This is a genomic window from Achromobacter sp. 2789STDY5608615 (assembly GCF_001298995.1).
Classification (GTDB): domain Bacteria; phylum Pseudomonadota; class Gammaproteobacteria; order Burkholderiales; family Burkholderiaceae_B; genus Achromobacter; species Achromobacter insuavis.
The window spans coordinates 46916-65478 of sequence record NZ_CYTY01000014.1 but is presented as its reverse complement, the minus strand read 5'-3'; the positions used below and the strand labels follow the sequence as shown (position 1 = coordinate 65478).

Annotated in this window: 17 protein-coding genes and 3 tRNA genes; 16 read left to right on the top strand and 4 right to left on the bottom strand. The window is 68.5% G+C overall.

Annotation, left to right across the window (positions count from 1 at the left end; all coding sequences use genetic code 11):
* Positions 1–64: 64 nt before the first annotated feature.
* Positions 65–568 carry a flavin reductase family protein gene (locus AOZ49_RS14270; protein WP_054476011.1) on the bottom strand — a complete coding sequence of 168 codons (504 nt, stop codon included), beginning with the start codon at positions 566–568 and terminating at the stop codon, positions 65–67.
* Complete coding sequence (locus AOZ49_RS14265; RefSeq protein ID WP_054476009.1) at positions 565–1605, bottom strand: LLM class flavin-dependent oxidoreductase; 1041 nt, start codon at positions 1603–1605, stop codon at positions 565–567. Before AOZ49_RS14265 ends, AOZ49_RS14270 begins: the two co-directional genes overlap by 4 nt.
* A 120-nt stretch (positions 1606–1725) precedes the next feature.
* Between AOZ49_RS14265 and AOZ49_RS14260 the strand changes: the two genes are divergently transcribed.
* The 8 genes from AOZ49_RS14260 to AOZ49_RS14225 all read left to right on the top strand — a co-directional run bounded on the left by AOZ49_RS14260 (position 1726) and on the right by AOZ49_RS14225 (position 10010).
* On the top strand, positions 1726–2559 hold the full coding sequence (locus AOZ49_RS14260; protein ID WP_054476008.1) for an IclR family transcriptional regulator: 834 nt from the start codon (positions 1726–1728) through the stop codon (positions 2557–2559).
* Between the two features lie 158 nt (positions 2560–2717).
* Positions 2718–3773 (top strand): tRNA preQ1(34) S-adenosylmethionine ribosyltransferase-isomerase QueA, encoded by a 1056-nt coding sequence (queA, locus tag AOZ49_RS14255; protein WP_054476134.1) that lies wholly within the window; start codon positions 2718–2720, stop codon positions 3771–3773.
* A complete protein-coding gene (gene tgt, locus AOZ49_RS14250) occupies positions 3770–4906 on the top strand; it encodes a tRNA guanosine(34) transglycosylase Tgt (RefSeq protein WP_054428559.1) in 1137 nt (378 codons plus the stop codon). Before queA ends, tgt begins: the two co-directional genes overlap by 4 nt.
* Positions 4907–5131: 225 nt before the next feature.
* Entirely contained in the window at positions 5132–5473 is a 342-nt protein-coding gene (gene yajC / locus AOZ49_RS14245; protein ID WP_006390891.1) for a preprotein translocase subunit YajC, read from the top strand.
* Between the two features lie 114 nt (positions 5474–5587).
* The gene (gene secD, locus AOZ49_RS14240) at positions 5588–7468 is read left to right on the top strand and encodes a protein translocase subunit SecD (RefSeq protein WP_054428560.1); all 1881 of its coding nucleotides are present in this window, start codon (positions 5588–5590) and stop codon (positions 7466–7468) included.
* Between the two features lie 51 nt (positions 7469–7519).
* On the top strand, positions 7520–8455 hold the full coding sequence (secF, locus tag AOZ49_RS14235) for a protein translocase subunit SecF (protein ID WP_054476006.1): 936 nt from the start codon (positions 7520–7522) through the stop codon (positions 8453–8455).
* Positions 8456–8584: 129 nt separating this feature from the next.
* Positions 8585–9262, top strand: coding sequence for a VOC family protein (locus tag AOZ49_RS14230; RefSeq protein ID WP_054476004.1), 678 nt, complete (start codon positions 8585–8587; stop codon positions 9260–9262).
* A gap of 34 nt (positions 9263–9296) precedes the next feature.
* Entirely contained in the window at positions 9297–10010 is a 714-nt protein-coding gene (locus AOZ49_RS14225) for an alanyl-tRNA editing protein (RefSeq protein WP_054428564.1), read from the top strand.
* 71 nt (positions 10011–10081) lie between these two features.
* Here AOZ49_RS14225 and AOZ49_RS14220 read toward each other — a convergent pair whose 3' ends face one another.
* On the bottom strand, positions 10082–10843 hold the full coding sequence (locus AOZ49_RS14220; protein WP_082380450.1) for a phosphatase PAP2 family protein: 762 nt from the start codon (positions 10841–10843) through the stop codon (positions 10082–10084).
* 163 nt (positions 10844–11006) lie between these two features.
* On the opposite strand from AOZ49_RS14220, the gene miaB reads away from it, so the two are divergent.
* The 5 genes from miaB to lnt all read left to right on the top strand — a co-directional run bounded on the left by miaB (position 11007) and on the right by lnt (position 16595).
* Positions 11007–12437: a tRNA (N6-isopentenyl adenosine(37)-C2)-methylthiotransferase MiaB gene (gene miaB, locus AOZ49_RS14215; RefSeq protein ID WP_054476002.1), complete on the top strand. Its 1431-nt coding sequence runs from the start codon at positions 11007–11009 to the stop codon at positions 12435–12437.
* Positions 12434–13459, top strand: a complete 1026-nt coding sequence (locus AOZ49_RS14210) for a PhoH family protein (RefSeq protein ID WP_054428567.1) — start codon at positions 12434–12436, stop codon at positions 13457–13459. Before miaB ends, AOZ49_RS14210 begins: the two co-directional genes overlap by 4 nt.
* Positions 13449–13922 carry an rRNA maturation RNase YbeY gene (ybeY, locus tag AOZ49_RS14205; protein WP_054476001.1) on the top strand — a complete coding sequence of 158 codons (474 nt, stop codon included), beginning with the start codon at positions 13449–13451 and terminating at the stop codon, positions 13920–13922. Before AOZ49_RS14210 ends, ybeY begins: the two co-directional genes overlap by 11 nt.
* 154 nt (positions 13923–14076) lie before the next feature.
* Positions 14077–14967 carry an HlyC/CorC family transporter gene (locus AOZ49_RS14200; RefSeq protein ID WP_054428569.1) on the top strand — a complete coding sequence of 297 codons (891 nt, stop codon included), beginning with the start codon at positions 14077–14079 and terminating at the stop codon, positions 14965–14967.
* Entirely contained in the window at positions 14964–16595 is a 1632-nt protein-coding gene (gene lnt / locus AOZ49_RS14195) for an apolipoprotein N-acyltransferase (RefSeq protein ID WP_054475998.1), read from the top strand. Before AOZ49_RS14200 ends, lnt begins: the two co-directional genes overlap by 4 nt.
* A 112-nt stretch (positions 16596–16707) precedes the next feature.
* Here lnt and AOZ49_RS14190 read toward each other — a convergent pair whose 3' ends face one another.
* On the bottom strand, positions 16708–17763 hold the full coding sequence (locus AOZ49_RS14190) for an aldo/keto reductase (RefSeq protein ID WP_082380449.1): 1056 nt from the start codon (positions 17761–17763) through the stop codon (positions 16708–16710).
* A 363-nt stretch (positions 17764–18126) separates the two neighbouring features.
* Here AOZ49_RS14190 and AOZ49_RS14185 point away from each other — a divergent pair.
* The 3 genes from AOZ49_RS14185 to AOZ49_RS14175 all read left to right on the top strand — a co-directional run bounded on the left by AOZ49_RS14185 (position 18127) and on the right by AOZ49_RS14175 (position 18459).
* A tRNA-Ala gene (locus tag AOZ49_RS14185) sits at positions 18127–18202 on the top strand.
* Between the two features lie 44 nt (positions 18203–18246).
* Positions 18247–18322, top strand: a tRNA-Glu gene (locus tag AOZ49_RS14180).
* A gap of 60 nt (positions 18323–18382) precedes the next feature.
* Positions 18383–18459 (top strand) — tRNA-Asp (locus AOZ49_RS14175).
* Positions 18460–18563: the final 104 nt, after the last annotated feature.

Below are 18563 nucleotides of genomic sequence, written 5' to 3'. Positions count from 1 at the left end.
CGGTGTCTCCTTTGGGCGCGGATATCGTTATGCGTCTTGCCGATCCGCTACGGCGTAGAAAGCGTTATACGACGGGATCCCCCAAGTGCGACAGAAAGGACCCATTATGGAAAACCAGGGCGCCGCCGTGGTCGTCGGGGGCGTGCAGGCGCCGCACCTCGCCGATCAGCACGGCGTGGTCGCCCACCTCCAGCACCTGGCGGGTGGCGCACTCGAAGCGGGCGGCGCACTCGTCGAACACGGGAATGCCGTCCTCGGTGGCGTACCAGTCCAGTCCGGCGTAGCGGTCGGCCACCGGCTGCGAGAACACCCGCGCCAGGTCGCGCTGCGGCGCCCCCAGCACATGGATGGCGAAGCCGCCGCGCGAGGTGAAGTCGGCGTAGTGGATGCTGGCGCGGCGCAGGCTCCACAGCACCAGCGGCGGCTCCAGCGATACCGGGGCGAAGGAATTGACGGTCAGGCCGATCGGCCCGTCGGCGCCGGCGGCGGTCACCACCGTGACGCCGGTGGCGTAGCGCCCCAGCGCCCGGCGCAGATGGGCCGGGCTGAGATCGTGGCTGACGCTCATGGCGGCTTGCGCGGGGCGGCCGGCCAGGCCGGCACCGCGCTGGCGGGACGCACGCCCGACAGCGGCATGGCTTCGGCCATCAGCCGCTGCATCGAGTCCAGCACCCGGTCCTGCGGCATCAGGCCGAAGTTGTGCAGGCTCATGACGTGGTCCAGGCCCATGTCGGCCAGCCGCGCCAGCTTGTCGGCCACGGTGCGGGCCGAGCCGAACAGCGACAGGCCGCTGGCGATGATGTCGTCGTAGACCTGCTTGCGCGCATACAGGCGGGTCTCCACGTACAGGTCGAAGGCGCGGGCGGCGCGTTCGCGGGCCTCGTCGTCGGTCGCGGCCACGTGGGTGTGCAGCGCCACCGCCGCCATGCCGCTGGCGTCCTCGATGCCGGCCTCGGCCAGGCCGCGGCGGTAGTCCTGCATCATCAGGCCGATCTCTTCGAAGTTGTCCACCGCCGCGTAGGGCACGAACAGCATGCGGCGGCCCTGGCGGCCGACGTGGTAGGCGGCCTCGCGGCGCAGGATCGCCACGTACACCGGCACCGGCTGCTGCACCGGCTGCACGTTCAGGCGCACCTCGTGGATGCGGTTGAACTTGCCTTCATGGCTGACGCGCTCGCCGGCCAGCAGGCGCTCGACCAGCATCAGGTTCTCGTCGAAGCGCTCGCGCTTGGTGGCCGGATCGACGTCGTAGCCCTCGAACTCGTGCTTCAGATAGCCCGAGCCCACGCCCAGCGACAGCCTGCCTTGCGAAAGCTGGTCCACCAGGGCATAGTTTTCGGCCACCGTCAGCGGGTTGTGGAAGGTCAGGATCGAGATCGCCGTGCCCAGCCGCAGCCGCGTCGTCTGCTGCGACAGCGCCGCCAGGAACACCGCCGGATTGGGCACCGCGCCATATTCATGGAAATGGTGCTCGGCCACCCAGAAGGTGTCGTAGCCCAGCTGTTCGGCGCGGCGCGCCTGCTCCAGCACCTGGCCGTAGAGCTGGCCCAGGCTGCGGGGCTGGTCGGGGTAGTGGTCCTGCACCGAGAAGATGGACATCTTCATTGCTTGTCTCCGTCTTTGTCCGTCCGCGCCCCGGGCCGGTCATCCAGCCCGGATGTTTGTCCGCCACGGCACGCTGATGTATTTTTTAGTGATACACGTATTCTAATAAGAGACAAACTGATGTCAACAGAAAGCAGCACCGGGATCCAGTCGGCCGAAATCGCCCTAGACGTCCTGACCCGTCTGGCCGAGCTGGGCGGCGCCGTGTCGGTGTCGGAACTGGGCCGCAGCCTGGACATGCCGCGCGCCAAGGCGCACCGCTACCTGGTGTCGCTGGAGCGGCGCGGCTACGTCGAGCAGGATCCGGCCAGCGCCCGTTACCGGCTCGGGCCGCAGGCCCTGCACACCGGGCTGGCGGCGCTGGCCGAGGTGGATTTCGTCAAACTGGCGGCCGGCTGCCTGGAAGACCTGAGCGCCGCCATCGGCCAGACCGTCTTCATCTCGGTCTGGGGCCAGCACGGCCCCACCATCGTCCAGTGGCGCGACGCGCGGCTGCCGGTCACCGTCAACGTGCGCGTCGGCTCGGTGCTGCCGCTGCTCAACAGCGCCACCGGGCGCGTCTTCGCCGCCTGGCTGCCGGAAGCGCTGGCGCTGCCGCGCGCGCTGGCCGAATGGGACACTGCGCGGCGCCAGGGCGCCGACGCCGCGCAGTGGCTGGACGATCCCGCCGCTGCCGGCCTGCCGCTCGATCCGGCCGACCCCGCCGCCGCGCTGCGGGCGCGCTGGCAGGCCACGCGCCAGCGCGGCTACGCCAGCGTCAGCGGCCACCTGCTGCACGGCATCGACTCGGCCGCGCTGCCGGTGCTGGACGCCCAGGGCCAGCTGGCCGGGGCCATCACCGGCCTGGGGCTGCACGGCGGCTTCGACCTGGCGCCGGACGGCACGCCGCTGCGGGCCCTGGCGGCGGCCGCCGCCGACTGTTCGCGCCGGCTCGGCTGGCGCGGCGGACGCTGAGTCCGCCGGCCGGTCCGGCCGCCCTTTTCGCCAGCCCCTTTACAATAGTCAGTTGCCCAGAGCCGACCCGACGGGTCCGGCTCGCCTTTTTGCCGCCGCCCAAGCTGGCGGCCCGGCGGCCGGCCCAGGCCGCGCCCGCCCCTGATACCGATACCCGCGTGCAAGCCCTTACCGTTTCCGATTTCGACTACGAGCTGCCTCCCGAGCTCATCGCGCAGACGCCCGCCGCCCAGCGCACGGGCAGCCGCCTGCTGCACCTGGATGGCGCCAGCCAGCTGCATGACCGCCAGTTCGCCGACCTGGAGGGGCTGCTGCGCCCCGGCGACCTGCTGGTGTTCAACGACACCCGCGTCATCAAGGCGCGCCTGGCCGGCCACAAGATCACCGGCGGCAAGGTCGAGGTGCTGGTCGAGCGCATCGTCGACACCGACCGCGCCCTGGCGCACGTGCGCGCCAGCAAGTCGCCCGGCGCCGGCATGGTGCTGCGGCTGGCCGACGCCTTCGACGCCACGGTGCTGGGCCGCGAGGGCGAGCTGTTCGACATCCGCTTCCCCGGCCCCGTGCTGGAGCTGCTGGACGCCCACGGCGCCACGCCGCTGCCGCCGTACATCACGCACGCCGCCGACGCCGGCGACGACGACCGCTACCAGACCGTCTACGCCCGCGAGCCGGGCGCCGTGGCGGCGCCGACCGCCGGCCTGCACTTCGACCAGCCCACCCTGGACCGCCTGGCGGCGCTGGGCGTGGAGCGCGCCTTCGTCACGCTGCACGTCGGCGCCGGCACCTTCCAGCCGGTGCGCGTGGACAGCCTGGCCGACCACATCATGCACGCCGAATGGTTCACCGTGCCGCAGGCCACGGTGGACGCCATTACCGCGGCCCGCGCCCGCGGCGGCCGCGTGATCGCGGTCGGCACCACCAGCGTGCGCGCCCTGGAATCGGCCGCCGCCCAGACCGAGGGCCGCACCGCCCCCGGCCTGCCGCTGGCCGCCGCCCAAGGCGACACGCGCCTGTTCATCACCCCCGGCTACCAGTACCGCGTCATCGACGCGCTGGTCACCAACTTCCACCTGCCCCAGTCGACCCTGCTGATGCTGGTGTCGGCGCTGGCTGGCGTCGAGCCGATCCGCCGCGCCTACGCCCACGCCGTCGCCCAGCGCTACCGCTTCTTCAGCTACGGCGACGCCATGTTCATCGAATCCCTCGCCCCATGACCGGACTGAATTTCGAACTGCTCGCCACCGACGGCGGCGCCCGCCGCGGCCGCATCACGCTCAACCACGGCGTGGTGGAAACGCCCATCTTCATGCCCGTGGGCACCTATGGCAGCGTCAAGGCGATGATGCCTCACGAGCTCAAGGAGATCGGCTCGCAGATCGTGCTGGGCAACACCTTCCACCTGTGGCTGCGCCCGGGCACGGAAATCATGGAAAAGCATGGCGGCCTGCACGGCTTCATGCAGTGGGACAAGCCGATCCTGACCGACTCGGGCGGTTTCCAGGTGTTCAGCCTGCAGGGCATGCGCAAGATCACCGAGGAAGGCGTGAAGTTCGCCTCGCCCATCGACGGCGCCCGCCTGTTCCTGACGCCCGAGGAATCGATGCGCATCCAGCGCTCGCTGAACTCGGACATCGTCATGGTGTTCGACGAATGCACGCCCTACGAGATCGACGGCCGCCCCGCGACCGTCGAGGAAGCCGCCCGCTCGATGCGCATGTCGCTGCGCTGGGCGCGCCGCTCGCGTGAGGAATTCGACAAGCTGGAGAACCCCAACGCGCTGTTCGGCATCGTCCAGGGCGGCATGTACGAGTCGCTGCGCGACGAGTCCCTGGCCGGCCTGCAGGACATCGGTTTCCACGGCTACGCCATCGGCGGCCTGTCGGTGGGCGAGCCCAAGGAAGACATGATGCGCATCCTGGCGCACGTGACGCCCAAGCTGCCGGCCCAGGCGCCGCGCTACCTGATGGGCGTGGGCACGCCGGAAGACCTGGTCGAGGGCGTGAGCCGCGGCGTCGACATGTTCGACTGCGTCATGCCGACCCGCAACGCCCGCAACGGCTGGCTGTTCACCCGCTTCGGCGACGTCAAGATCCGCAACGCCAAGTACCGCGACGACACCCGTCCGCTGGACCCGAGCTGCGCCTGCCACACCTGCGCCAACTTCTCGCGCGCCTACCTGCACCACCTGCAGCGCGCCAACGAGATCACCGGCGCGCGCCTGAACACGCTGCACAACCTGCATTTCTACCTGACCATCATGAAGGAAATGCGGGAAGCCATCGCCGAAGGCCGCTTCGACGCCTGGCGCGCACAGTTCGCGGCCGACCGGGCGCGCGGGGTGGAGTAGCGGGACGGCGCCGGCCGACCTAGTGAAAACCACGAGAGCGCCGGGGGCTTTTTATTTGGAAATCCGCCCCCATTACTGCGCACAGGCCGTGACTGGTGGCGGGAAATAACCTCGCTACAATAGTCGGCTTGCCCTATCCATGGCTCGCGCGGGGATGGGCGCAGAACAAGATCGGCGACAGCACGATACAAACAAACCCAAACAGACTACACGCAGGAGAATTACATGTCCGCTATCGATACCGCCAGCCTCGTCGTGGCCCAGGCCGCCCCCGAAGGCAATGCGCTGATGGGCATGCTGCCCATCATCCTGATGTTCGTGATCCTCTACTTCCTGATGATCCGTCCCCAGATGAAGCGCCAGAAAGAACACCGCAACCTGATCGCCGCCCTGGCCAAGGGCGACGAAGTCGTGACCGCCGGCGGCATGCTGGGCAAGGTCACCAAGGTGAACGACAGCTACGTCACCGTCGAAGTCTCGGAACTGGCCGACAAGCCGGTCGAGATCATCATGCAGAAGTCGTCGGTGTCGACCGTTCTGCCCAAGGGAACCATCAAGGCCCTGTAAGCGTCCCATAGGAGCTCCGCCGCCGGGCCCAGGGCCCGACGGCAGCCGCCCCGCCGCCCGTCGCGCCAGCCGCCCGGGCGGCCTTTTCTCCACTCTTACATGACGTAGCCGGCAATGAACCGCTATCCCCTCTGGAAGTACATTACGGTCCTGATTGCGGTCCTTATCGGCCTGCTGTATACGCTTCCCAATTTCTACGGCGAATCGCCCGCGGTCCAAGTGTCCAGCGCCAAGGCCACCATCAAGGTGGATCCGGCCATGCTGGAACGGGTCCAGCAGATCCTGACCGACGCCAAGATCCCCAATGAAGGGGTCTACTACGAACAGAACGGCACGCTCGGCACCGTGCGCGCCCGCTTCACGTCGACCGACCTGCAACTGCAGGCGCGCGACCTCATCGACAAATCCCTCAATACCGTCCAGGGCGACCCGCACTACACCGTGGCGCTGAACCTGCTGCCGGCCTCGCCCACCTGGATGCGCGCGATGGGCTGGTTCGCCCCCAAGCCCATGTACCTGGGCCTGGACCTGCGCGGCGGCGTGCACTTCCTGCTGCAAGTGGACATGCAAGGCGCCCTGACCGCCCGCTACGACTCGCTGGCCGCCGACGTGCGCTCGGTGCTGCGCGACCAGAAGGTCAACGTGGCCGGCGTCGAACGCTCGGGCATGAGCGTGGCCGCCACCTTCGCCAGCGCGCAGGACCGCGACCGCGCCATCTCGACGCTGCGCAGCCGCCTGCCCGACCTGGAATTCACCGAAAGCGAAGAGAACGGCAAGCTGCTGCTGCTGGGCGCGCTGAACCCGGCCGCCGTCACCCGCGTGCAGGACTCGGCGCTCAAGCAGAACATCAACACGCTGCACAACCGGATCAACGAACTGGGCGTGGCCGAGCCGGTCATCCAGCAACAGGGTTCGGATCGCATCGTGGTGCAGTTGCCCGGCGTGCAGGACGTGGCCAAGGCCAAGGAACTGCTGGGCCGCACCGCCACCCTCGAAATCCGCATGGTCGACGACTCGCCCGCCGCGCAGGCCGCGCTGCTGGGCGGCACCGTGCCGTTCGGCCTGGAGCGCTACTCCGACCGCGACGGCCGCCCGATCCTGGTGCGCCGCCAGGTGGTCCTGACCGGTGAAAACCTGCAGGACGCCCAGCCCGGCCGCGATTCGCAGACCCAGCAGGCCGCCGTCCACCTGACGCTGGACTCCAAGGGCGCGCGCATCTTCCGCGACGTCACCCGCGACAACATCGGCAAGCGCATGGCCATCCTGCTGTTCGAGAACGGCAAGGGCGAAGTGGTCACGGCCCCGGTCATCCGCAGCGAAATCGCCGGCGGCCAGGTGCAGATCTCGGGCAGCATGAGCTCCGAGGAAGCCGCCGACACCGCGCTGCTGCTGCGCGCCGGCGCGCTGGCCGCGCCGATGTCGATCATCGAGGAACGCACCATCGGCCCGAGCCTGGGCGCCGACAACATCTCGAAGGGCTTCCATTCGACGCTGTACGGCTTCCTGGCGATCGCCGTCTTCATCATCATCTACTACCACCTGTTCGGCGTGTTCTCGACCGTCGGCCTGACCCTGAACGTGCTGCTGCTGCTGGCCCTGCTGTCGATGCTGCAGGCCACGCTGACGCTGCCGGGCATCGCGGCCATCGCGCTGACACTGGGCATGGCGATCGACTCGAACGTGCTGATCAACGAGCGGATACGGGAAGAACTGCGCAACGGGGCATCGCCGCAACAGGCCATCCACCATGGCTTCGAGCGCGCCTGGGGCACGATTCTCGACTCCAACCTCACTACGCTGATTGTCGGCCTGGCCCTGCTGGCATTCGGTTCCGGCCCGATCCGCGGCTTCGCGGTGGTCCATTGCCTGGGCATCCTGACCTCGATGTTCTCGTCCGTCGTGGGCGTGCGCGCGCTGGCCAACCTCTGGTATGGCCGCAAGAAGAAGCTCACGTCGATCTCGATCGGCGAAGTCTGGAAGCCGAAGACCAACTGAACATGCGCGCGGGCGGCAACGCCGCCCGCCACCGAATAGCCAGGGCAAAAAATGGAATTTTTCCGGATTCACCGCACCATCCCGTTCATGCGCCACGCGCTGGTGCTGAACATCATCAGCCTCGTCACCTTCGTGGCGGCGGTCTTCTTCATCCTCACGCGCGGCTTCCACCTGTCGATCGAATTCACCGGCGGCACGGTCATGGAAGTCAACTACGCCCAGACGGCGCAGCTTGAAAGCGTGCGCGGCGTGGTCTCGAAGCTGGGCTACACCGACTTCCAGGTGCAGAACTTCGGCACCTCGCACGACGTCATGATCCGCCTGCCGCTGCAGGAAGGCCAGACGTCGGCCACCCAGAGCGAAACCGTCATGGCCGCGCTCAAGGCCGCCGACCAGGGCGTGGAACTGCGCCGCGTCGAATTCGTCGGTCCGCAGGTCGGCCAGGAACTGCTGCACAACGGCCTGATGGCCCTGCTGGTGGTGGTCATCGGCATCATGGTCTACCTGGGCTTCCGCTTCGAATGGAAGTTCGCCGTGGCCGGCGTGATCGCCAACCTGCACGACGTGGTCATCATCCTGGGCTTCTTCGCCTTCTTCCAGTGGGAATTCTCGCTGTCGGTGCTGGCGGGCGTGCTGGCGGTGCTGGGCTACTCGGTGAACGAATCCGTGGTCATCATGGACCGGATCCGCGAGAACTTCCGCAAGTACCGCAAGGCGGACGTGCAGGAAGTCATCAACAGCGCCATCACCCAGACCATCTCGCGCACCATCATCACCCACGGCTCGACCCAGATGATGGTGCTGGCGATGCTGTTCTTCGGCGGCCCCACCCTGCACTACTTCGCCATGGCCCTGACCATCGGCATCTGGTTCGGCATCTACTCGTCGGTGTTCGTCGCCGCCGCGCTGGCCATGTGGATGGGCATCAAGCGCGAAGACCTGGTCAAGCCGGTCAAGAAGGAAGGCGAGGAAGGCGAAGTCGCCTGAGCCGTTTCCCTTTTTTGGAAAACCCGCCCGCGTGGCGGGTTTTTTTATGCTTGGCAAGGCCACTGTACAGACGCCCCGCCCACCCGCTGTACGGGTACGGCCGCCCCCTTATTCGCTACCATAGGCCTCATGAAACTCACTCTCGACCATCTCGTCGTCGCCGCCGCGGACCTGGACAGCGGCACGCGCCACGTGGCCGACCTGCTGGGCATTGCGCCCATGGGCGGCGGCGCGCATCCGCGCATGGGCACCCACAACCGCGTGCTGGGCATGGCGGGCGGCGTGTACCTGGAAGTGATCGCCATCGACCCGGACGCCCCCGCGCCGCAGCGGCCGCGCTGGTTCGGGCTGGACCAGCCGGCCATGCGGGCGCGCCTGGCCGAAGGCCCGTTCCTGGCGCACTGGGCGGCGCGCGTCGAGGCGCCCGACGACCTGAGCGCATGGCAGGCGCGGCACCCCGATCGCATCGCGCCCGCCATCCCCATGACCCGCGGCGACCTGCGCTGGCGGCTCACGGTGCCGGACGATGGCAGCCTGCCCGCCTGGCGCGAGGACGGCCAGGCAGCCGGCGACGGCCTGCTGCCGACGCTGATCCAGTGGGACGTGCCGGCCTATCCCGGCGTCAGCCTGCCGCGCCAGCCGCTGACGCTGCGCGCCCTGACCGCCACCCATCCGCATGCCGCGCTGCTGTGCCAGGGATTGGCCTGGCTGGGCGCGGACGCGCTCATCGCCATCGAACAGGCCGACGGGCCGCCACGCCTGCAGGCCGCCATCGAGACCGGCCAGGGCATCCGGATCCTGGCCTGACCCCCGCCACAAGAAAGACAACGGAGACATCCCCATGAGCGTCACCCTCAAGCGCTTCGACGACGCGCCCTACGAGCAGCAGTGCGAAGCCACCGTCATCGCCGTCGGCGCCGACGGCGTCGAACTGGACCAGACCCTCTGCTACGCCCGCAGCGGCGGCCAGGCCGGCGACAGCGGCACGCTGACGCTGGCCGATGGCCGCGCGCTGCCGGTGGCCGACACCGTCTACGCCGACGACCGCCGCCGCATCCTGCACGTGTTGGCCGAGGGCGCCGCCGCGCCCCAGGTCGGCGACCGCGTCACCGTGCGCATCGACTGGCCGCGCCGCCATCGGCTGATGCGCCTGCACACCTGTCTGCACCTGCTCGGTTCGCTGGTGCCGGCGCCGGTCACCGGCTGCAGCATTTCGCCCGACTCGGCCCGCATCGACTTCGACCTGCCCGAATCGACGCTCGACAAGGCCGACCTGACCGAGCGCCTGAACGCACTGATCCAGGCCCGCACCGACGTCACCGTCAACACCATCACGCCCGAGGAACTGGCGGCGCAGCCCGACCTGGTGCGCACGGTCGGCGCCGCCCCGCCCGGCGGCACGGCGCGCATCCGCATCATCGAGATCCCCGGCGTGGACCGCCAGCCCTGTGGCGGCACGCACGTGGCCAACACCGGCGAGATCGGCCCGGTCACCGTCACCAAGATCGAAAAGAAAAGCCGCACCAACCGCCGCGTGGTGGTGGCCTTCGCCTGAACCGTCGCGCCATGCAAAAGGCCGCCCGGATGGCGGCCTTTTTTTGGTCGGAAACGCCTCGCGCCGGCGCCTCAGCCCTTCTTCCACCAGCGCCAGGGCGCCCGCAGCGGCCACTGGTACTTGCTGCCGAGCACGCGCGGCGCCAGCAGATGGCCGACCGCGATGGCGATGCCGGCGGCGGTCATGACGTCCGACAGGTAGTGGTCCAGGTTGACCAGACGGCTGACGGCGACCAGCGCGGCCAGCGACAGGAACGCCCAGCGCCAGCGCGGCGCCAGGATGCCGAGCGTCACCGCCACCGCGAAGGCGGCGTAGGTGTGGCTGGAGGGAAACGAATTGAACTGGTTGGCGCGCGAGAAGGCGTCGCCCAGCCCGTAGATGCCTTTGTCGAAGAACAGCTCGGGGCGCGCCCGCGCCACCGAACGCTTGAGCACCAGCACCACCAGGCCGCCCACCGCCATGGTCGACAGCATCAGCAGGCTGCCACGCGCCATGCTGGCGTAGCTCATGCGCACCGGATTGCGCCAGCCGCGCGCCAGGCCGACCAGGCCGACGATGTAGAACGCCAGCGCCACGCCGATATAGCGGCCGCTTTCGCCCATTTCGCCGATCCACTCGAACGATTCGTTGACGCCCTCGGACACCGTCTGCCGGATCCAGATCGCCAGCGGCAGGTCGACCCACAGGGCACAGGCGCCCGCCACCACGGCCAGCGCGAGGCCCGCCGCCACCCACGCGGCGGTGGACAAGGGGTTGCGAAACTCGTCCGCCGAAGCGGCCACGCCGCCAGCCGGAAGCACGCGGGTCGGGGGAATGGGAAGATTCGTCGTCATCGGACCGGGTTTGTAAAGAGTCTTGTTCTCGGAAAGAGAATCGGCGAAGGCGAGCTATCGTAACCCCGCATTACGGATTGAAGTGGGAAATTTGCTGCAAGGGGTAAAATCCCGCTTTTCCCCTCTTCTGCCCCCGGGATCTACACCCGTCACGGCGACCGACATGCAAGAAACCTCCCTGAAGCGCGCCTCGGCCGCGCCCGACGGCGCCGCCGTCCCGTCCTCCGCCGTCATCGGCTCCCCCCGCAAGCTTTACATCCGCACCTTCGGCTGCCAGATGAACGAGTACGACTCGGACAAGATGGCCGACGTGCTGCGCGGCGACCAGGGGCTGGAGCTGACCGACAATCCGGAAGAAGCCGACGTCATCCTGTTCAACACCTGTTCGGTGCGTGAAAAGGCCCAGGAAAAGGTCTTTTCCGACCTGGGCCGCGTGCAGCACCTGAAAAAGACCAACCCGAACCTGGTGATCGGCGTGGGCGGCTGCGTGGCCAGCCAGGAAGGCGAGGCCATCGTCAAGCGCGCGCCCTACGTGGACGTGGTGTTCGGCCCGCAGACCCTGCACCGCCTGCCCAACCTGATCCAGTGCCGCCGCGCCGAGGGCCGCTCGCAGGTCGACATCAGCTTCCCCGAGATCGAGAAGTTCGACAACATGCCGCCGCCGCGCGTCGACGGCGCCACCGCCTTCGTCTCGATCATGGAAGGCTGTAGCAAGTATTGCAGCTTCTGTGTCGTGCCGTACACGCGCGGCGAGGAAGTCTCGCGGCCGTTCGACGACGTGCTGATCGAAGTGGCCGACCTGGCCGACCAGGGCGTCAAGGAAGTCACGCTGCTGGGCCAGAACGTCAACGCCTACCGCGGCCGCATGACCGACAGCGACGAGATCGCCGATTTCGCCATGCTGCTGGAGTACGTGCACGAGATCCCCGGCATCGAACGCATCCGCTACACCACCTCGCACCCCAAGGAAATGACCCAGCGCATGGTGGACGCCTACGCCCGCCTGCCCAAGCTGGTGTCGTTCCTGCACCTGCCGGTGCAGGCCGGCAGCGACCGCGTGCTGGCGGCCATGAAGCGCGGCTACACCACCCTCGAATTCAAGTCGGTGGTGCGCCGCCTGCGCGCCGCGCGCCCCGACCTGACGCTGTCGTCGGACTTCATCGTCGGCTTCCCCGGCGAGACCGAGGAAGACTTCGAAAAGACCATGAAGCTGATCGAGGACGTCGGCTTCGACACCTCGTTCTCGTTCGTCTACTCGCGCCGCCCCGGCACGCCGGCCGCCGACCTGCACGACGACACGCCGCAGGACGTCAAGCTGCGCCGCCTGCAGCGCCTGCAGGCGCTGATCAACGAGCAGGCCGCCGCCATCGCCCGCAACATGGTCGGCACCCGCCAGCGCCTGCTGGTGGAAGGCCCCTCGCGGCGCGACCCGAACGAGCTGATGGGCCGCACCGAGAACAACCGCATCGTCAACTTCGCCGCGCCCGCGCGGCTCATCGGCCAGATGGTCGACGTCATCATCACCGAAGCGCACACCAACTCGTTGCGCGCCCGGGTGGCCGACATCGACCGCGACGCCCAAGGGACCGAATGACCACTTCCCGCCCCCGCGCCCGCCGCAGCATGCCCGCCGTCGTCACCCTGGACGGCGACAACACCCACCTGGCCAACCTGTGCGGCCCGCTGGACGAGAACCTGCGCCAGCTGGCCGACGGCATGGGCGTGAAGCTCGCGCGCCGCGGCAGCCGCGTCACGATCGAGGGCGAGCAGGCCGAGCTGGCCGGCCGCGCGCTGCGCCGCTTCCATGAGCAGGCGGTGCACCGCGCCCTGTCGGTCGACGACATCCAGCTCGGGCTGGTCGAGATCGGCATCGGCCGCCAGGAAGAGAAAACGCAGGACGCGCCGGCCCGCGAGGCCGACCCGCTGCCGGCGCTGGACGACGACAGCGACGCCATCGCCCTGCGCACCAAGCGCAGCGATCTGCGTCCGCGCACGCCGCGCCAGCGCGACTACCTGAACAACATCCTCAAGCACGACATCACCTTCGGCGTGGGCCCGGCCGGCACCGGCAAGACCTGGCTGGCGGTGGCCTGCGCCATCGACGCGATGGAACGCGACACGGTGCAGCGCCTGGTGCTGACGCGCCCGGCGGTCGAGGCCGGCGAACGGCTGGGCTTCCTGCCCGGCGACCTGGCGCAGAAGGTCGATCCGTACCTGCGCCCGCTGTACGACGCCCTCTATGACCTGATGGGCTTCGAGAAGGTGCAGCGCCTGTTCGAGAAGCAGACCATCGAGATCGCGCCGCTGGCCTACATGCGCGGCCGCACGCTGAACCACGCCTTCGTCATCCTGGACGAGGCGCAGAACACCACGCCGGAACAGATGAAGATGTTCCTGACGCGCATCGGCTTCGGCAGCAAGGCCGTCATCACCGGCGACCCCTCGCAGGTGGACCTGCCGCGCGGCCAGGAAAGCGGCCTGGCGCATGCCGTCAAGGTGCTGCACGACGTGCAGGGCATCGCCACCACCCGCTTCACCAGCCGCGACGTGGTGCGCCACCCGCTGGTGGCCCGCATCGTCGATGCCTACGACCGAGCCTCGGAAAATGACGCCTGACCTGTCCCTTTCCGTCCAGTACGGCGTCGAGGAACCCCGCCTGCCGCGCTGGCGCCTGCGCCGCTGGGCCGAGCGGGCGCTGGACGCCGCGGCCGAGGACGGGCTGGTGGACTTCACCGCCGCCGAGCTCAGCCTGCGCCTGGTGGGCGCGGCCGAGGGGCGCCGCCTGAACCGCGATTTCCGCCAGCGCGACTACGCCACCAACGTGCTGACGTTCGAGTACGGCGTCGACCCGCTGGGCGTGGCGCGCGGCGACATCGTGATGTGCGTGCCGGTGCTGGTGCGCGAGGCGCGCGAACAGCGCAAGGCGCTGCTCGACCACGCCGCCCACCTGACCCTGCACGGGGTGCTGCATTCGCTCGGCTACGACCACATCAAGGCGCGCGACGCCCGCCGCATGGAAGCGCTGGAGACCGCCACGCTGGCCCGCATGGGCATCGCCGACCCCTACACCGAGGCGTGATCTCCGGCCCTGGGGTCAACCCTGAGCAATCGGCGCGAAATGGCGTCCAGCAAGGCGCAGATCGCGTCGGTTGGACCCATTTTCCGGGGTCGCGTTACAAATTGAGCGCCAGATTCGGTTATGCTGGCCCCTCCATAACTTGTCCTCCCGGACGATGTCTGACCCCTACCCTGCTCCCGAAGCGACGCCTGCTCGCTCATCCAAACCCGCCACCAAATCCCTTCTAGACCGCCTGCTTTCCCTCGTGCGCCGCGAGCCCGAGGACCGTGAAGGCATCAAGGCCGTTCTCGAAGCCGCGCATGACCGCGACCTGCTGGACGCGGAGTCCTACAAGATGATCAAGGGCGCGCTGGCCGTGTCCGAAGGCACCGTCGGCGACATCATGGTCCCGCGCTCGCGCATGGACCTGCTCGACGTCACGCAGCCCATCCCCTACCTGGTGGCCAACGTGATCGAAACCGCGCACTCGCGGTTCCCGGTCTACGAAGGCGACCGCGACAACATCATCGGCATCCTGCTCGCCAAGGACCTGCTGCGCTGCATGCTGGAACCCGGCATCGAAGTGCGCACGCTGGTGCGTCCGGCCGTGTTCATCCCCGAATCCAAGCGCCTGAACGTGCTGCTGCACGAGTTCCGCGCCAGCCGCAACCACCAGGCCATCGTCATCGACGAGCATGGCGGCATCTCCGGTCTGGTAACGATGGAAGACGTGCTGGAACAGATCGTCGGCGACATCGAGGACGAATTCGACGAAACCGAGGAAGACTCGATCTTCCCCGAGGGCGAGAACCAGTGGCGCGTGCTGGCCGCCACCGACATCTCGCACTTCAACGACGTGTTCGGCTGCCATCTGCCCGACGACGAGTACGACAGCGTCGGCGGCTGGATGGGCGGCCAGCTCGGCCGCATCCCGCGCCGCGGCGACGTCGCCGAGATCGACGGCCTGAAACTCGAAGTGGCGCGCGGCGATGCCCGCCGCGCCATCTGGCTGCGAGTCAAGCGCGTGGCGCCGTCGCGCGGCGTCCCGCCCGATACCGACGCATGAGCCGCGCCGCCCGCGGTCCGCTCCTGCTGGGCGCGGCCGGCCTGACGCTGGCCGGCGCCGTCCACGCCCTCACCTTCGCGCCCGGTCCGCTGCCGGACTGGGCCCTGGCCATCACCCAGATCCTGGCGCTGGCGGTGGCCGCCCGCGTCACCCTGTACGCGCCGTCGGCGCGCCAGGCATGGCTGCGCGGCTGGCTGTTCAGCTTCGCCACCTATGCGCTGGGACTGTACTGGATCTTCATCAGCCTGCACCGCTACGGCGACCTGGCCGCGCCGTTGGCGGTCGCCGCGGTCCTGGCGCTGTCGGCCTTCCTGGCGCTGTTCCCGGCCACCGCCGGCGCGCTGGCGCGGCGCTACACGCCGCTGGCCGCCGACTCGACGCCGGGACGGGTGCTGTCGGCCACGCTGGCCTGGGGCGCGCTGTGGGCCGGCTTCGAATGGATCCGCGCGGTGCTGCTGACCGGCTTCCCGTGGCTCAACATCGGCTACGCGCAGGTCGACAGTCCCATCGCCGGCTGGGCGCCGCTGCTGGGCGTGCATGGCATGGCCCTGCTGTCGGCCTTCGCCGCCGCCGCCATCGCCAGCCTGTGGCGTCCCGCGGGCCAGCAGAAATCGCCGCGCGACGGCCGCCACGCGCTGGCCGCCGGGGTGGCGCTGGCGCTGGCCGCCGCCGGCTGGCCGCTGTCGCGCATCGACTGGTCGGCCCCCAGCGGCGAGCCGCTGAACGTGCGCCTGGTCCAGGGCAACATCGAGCAGTCGCAGAAATTCGATCCGGCGCTGCTTGATCAGAGCCTGCGCCGCCACCTGGAACTGGCGGCCATGCCGCCCGCGCCCGGCGTGCCGGCGCCGCAGATGGTGATCCTGCCGGAAACCGTGCTGCCGGTCTTCCAGGACCAGCTCGATCCGCGCGTCTGGGAAATCTGGCGCGAGGTCGCCGCGCGCCAGAATGCCGTGATCGCCATGGGCGCGCCGGTCCACGACGTGGTCAACGGCCGCGACCGCTACACCAACAGCGTGTTGGGTTTCGACGGCCAGACGCCGGCCTCGCAATTGATCAGCGGCGCCACCGCGATGCGCTACGACAAGCGCCACCTGGTGCCCTGGGGCGAATATGTGCCGCCGGGCTTCCACTGGTTCGTCGAGATGTTGAACATCCCGTTGGGCGATTTCGACCGCGGCGCCGAGCGTCAGACGCCGTTCGCGGTGGGCGGCCAGCACATCGCCTTCAACATCTGCTACGAAGACCTGTTCGGTCCGGACCTGCTGCCCGCGCTGCAGTCCGGTCCCAACGGCGAACCGGGCGCCACCATCCTGGTGAACGTCAGCAACCTGGGCTGGTTCGGCGATAGCTGGGCCTTGCGCCAGCACCTGCAGATCGGGCGCCTGCGCACGATCGAGACCGCGCGTCCCATGCTGACCGCGACCAACACCGGCATCACCGCGGCCATCGACGCCAAGGGCCATGTCGCGGCCCAGCTGGCGCCGCTGCAGCCCGGCGTGCTGCCGGTGTCGGTACAGGGCATGGCGGGCCTGACGCCCTATGCCCGCTTCGGCGACAAGTCGGCGCTGGCGCTGATCGGCCTGGCGCTGATCGCCGCCTTCGGCATCAACCGCCCGCGCCGCAACTGAGCCTGAACCGGGCCAGGCCTGGCCTGGTCCGGCGCTGCCCGGCCGACGCTTTCCTGTTTGGCGTGATCAGACACTGGGGCCTGTGCGAGGCTCCTTGTCGTGTGCACGGGCCCTAGCGCAACAGATTGGCGGGCAGCGCGCCGCTGTCGTCGACCGGCCGCAGCGGCCCCACTCCCGCGCCCGTCAGCTCGATGGCGTCAGCGATGCGCGCCATGTCGTCACTGTCCAGCTCCAGTTCCGCCGCGCCCAGCACGCCGTCGACCTGCGCCACGTTGCGCATGCCGACAATGGCTCCGGTGACGCCCGGCCACGCCAGGGTCCAGGCGATGGCGACCGCCGCCTGGGTCGTGCCGTGGCGTTCGGCGATGGGCTTGAGCGCTTCGGCCAGGGCCAGATTGCGCGCCAGGCAGGGCGGCTGGAATTCAGCGTTGCGCGAACGCCAGTCGTCCGCGCGCAACGCCTGCGCCCGCTCGACCGAAAAACCGCCGCTGAGCAACCCCGATTGCATCGGGCTGTAGACGATGACGCCGGTGCCGTTCTGCGCGCACCAGGGAATCAGGTCGGCGCCCGCGCCGCGCTGGATCGCCGAGAACGGCGGCTGCAGCGACTCCACGTGCCCCAGCGCCTCGGCGTCCTGCAATTGCGCCAGGTTGTGGTTGGACAGGCCGACCGCGCGCACCTTGCCTTCGCGCTTGAGGTCCAGCAATTCCTGCCAATAGGCCTCCAGCGGCGTGCCGTCGCCGGCCGGCCAGTGCATCTGGTACAGGTCGATGCGCTCGACGCCCAGACGGCGCAGCGATCCCTCGATTTCGCGGCGGATGCTGGCCGGCGCGCCGTTGCGCCGCGGCGTCGCCTGCGGCTGCTCGGGCGACCAGGTCAGGCCGCATTTGGTGAAGACGTAGGGCCGTTCGCTTGTGCTCATCTGCGCCAGCGCGCGTCCCACCACCTCTTCGGCGTGGCCCAGTCCATAGACGGCGGCGGTGTCGATCCAGTTGATGCCGCGATCGACCGCGAGGCGGATGGCGGCGATCGAATCGGCGTCGTCCTGCGGCCCCCAGCCGATGGCCCAGGCATTGCCGCCCATCGCCCAGGCGCCCAGGCCGATGCGCGTGATCGACATATCGCTGCGCCCCAGCGGGCGCGTCGGAAAAGAAGTCGTGGTGCTCATGCGAAAAAAATCTCCTGCCGGCAAAACGTCATGGCGGATCCCGCCCGGGTCCCCGCAACAGTCACGATAGCACTCGTCCAAGCCTTTGATTTTCCGGTGTTGTGCGCCTCGGGCGCGGCGTTCCGGAAACGGCTGACACCCTTGCCGCGCGGCCGGCGCGACCACGCATGCGTCCCCTTGAAAGCGATTTCAACGCAACTTTTTCATTTTTTGCACCCAACCGACTTGCACGCCGAAATTAGTTCGTGCATAATCTCGTTTCTTCGCCAACGGCACTAAACAAAACCGGCAACGAGATACGAAAAACGACCACGAAAGTGATCGGAAAAAACGTAAAACGTGGCAGGAGTTGATTAGAAGAACGGGGGTATAGCTCAGCTGGGAGAGCGCTTGCATGGCATGCAAGAGGTCAGCGGTTCGATCCCGCTTACCTCCACCAGTCCAAAGCGAAGATTAGTACAGCAGTAAAACCAGCAAGTCCAAGTCCCCTTCGTCTAGAGGCCTAGGACATCACCCTTTCACGGTGAGTACAGGGGTTCGAATCCCCTAGGGGACGCCAGTTTACTGGCAGCAGTACAAGATGCAGTTGAAGTGACACAGTAGTTGAGTAAGCCGCTGCGGAGCGGTAGTTCAGTTGGTTAGAATACCGGCCTGTCACGCCGGGGGTCGCGGGTTCGAGCCCCGTCCGCTCCGCCAAAAGCGCTCTACGCAGTGCCTTTCAAGAGCTCCGTCCCTGGAGCTTTTTGCATTTATAGGGTGTAAGCCTTGTTGTTTGCAGGTTGGAACAACGGGGAATCTGG

Excerpts from the sequence above, each read along its gene's own strand:
- AOZ49_RS14270 (WP_054476011.1), bottom strand. The coding sequence starts at position 568 with ATGAGCGTCAGCCACGATCTCAGCCCGGCCCATCTGCGCCGGGCGCTG.
- AOZ49_RS14265 (WP_054476009.1), bottom strand. The coding sequence starts at position 1,605 with ATGAAGATGTCCATCTTCTCGGTGCAGGACCACTACCCCGACCAGCCC.
- AOZ49_RS14260 (WP_054476008.1), top strand. The coding sequence starts at position 1,726 with ATGTCAACAGAAAGCAGCACCGGGATCCAGTCGGCCGAAATCGCCCTA.
- tgt (WP_054428559.1), top strand. The coding sequence starts at position 3,770 with ATGACCGGACTGAATTTCGAACTGCTCGCCACCGACGGCGGCGCCCGC.
- yajC (WP_006390891.1), top strand. The coding sequence starts at position 5,132 with ATGTCCGCTATCGATACCGCCAGCCTCGTCGTGGCCCAGGCCGCCCCC.
- secD (WP_054428560.1), top strand. The coding sequence starts at position 5,588 with ATGAACCGCTATCCCCTCTGGAAGTACATTACGGTCCTGATTGCGGTC.
- secF (WP_054476006.1), top strand. The coding sequence starts at position 7,520 with ATGGAATTTTTCCGGATTCACCGCACCATCCCGTTCATGCGCCACGCG.
- AOZ49_RS14230 (WP_054476004.1), top strand. The coding sequence starts at position 8,585 with ATGAAACTCACTCTCGACCATCTCGTCGTCGCCGCCGCGGACCTGGAC.
- AOZ49_RS14225 (WP_054428564.1), top strand. The coding sequence starts at position 9,297 with ATGAGCGTCACCCTCAAGCGCTTCGACGACGCGCCCTACGAGCAGCAG.
- AOZ49_RS14220 (WP_082380450.1), bottom strand. The coding sequence starts at position 10,843 with ATGACGACGAATCTTCCCATTCCCCCGACCCGCGTGCTTCCGGCTGGC.
- miaB (WP_054476002.1), top strand. The coding sequence starts at position 11,007 with ATGCAAGAAACCTCCCTGAAGCGCGCCTCGGCCGCGCCCGACGGCGCC.
- AOZ49_RS14210 (WP_054428567.1), top strand. The coding sequence starts at position 12,434 with ATGACCACTTCCCGCCCCCGCGCCCGCCGCAGCATGCCCGCCGTCGTC.
- ybeY (WP_054476001.1), top strand. The coding sequence starts at position 13,449 with ATGACGCCTGACCTGTCCCTTTCCGTCCAGTACGGCGTCGAGGAACCC.
- AOZ49_RS14200 (WP_054428569.1), top strand. The coding sequence starts at position 14,077 with ATGTCTGACCCCTACCCTGCTCCCGAAGCGACGCCTGCTCGCTCATCC.
- lnt (WP_054475998.1), top strand. The coding sequence starts at position 14,964 with ATGAGCCGCGCCGCCCGCGGTCCGCTCCTGCTGGGCGCGGCCGGCCTG.
- AOZ49_RS14190 (WP_082380449.1), bottom strand. The coding sequence starts at position 17,763 with ATGAGCACCACGACTTCTTTTCCGACGCGCCCGCTGGGGCGCAGCGAT.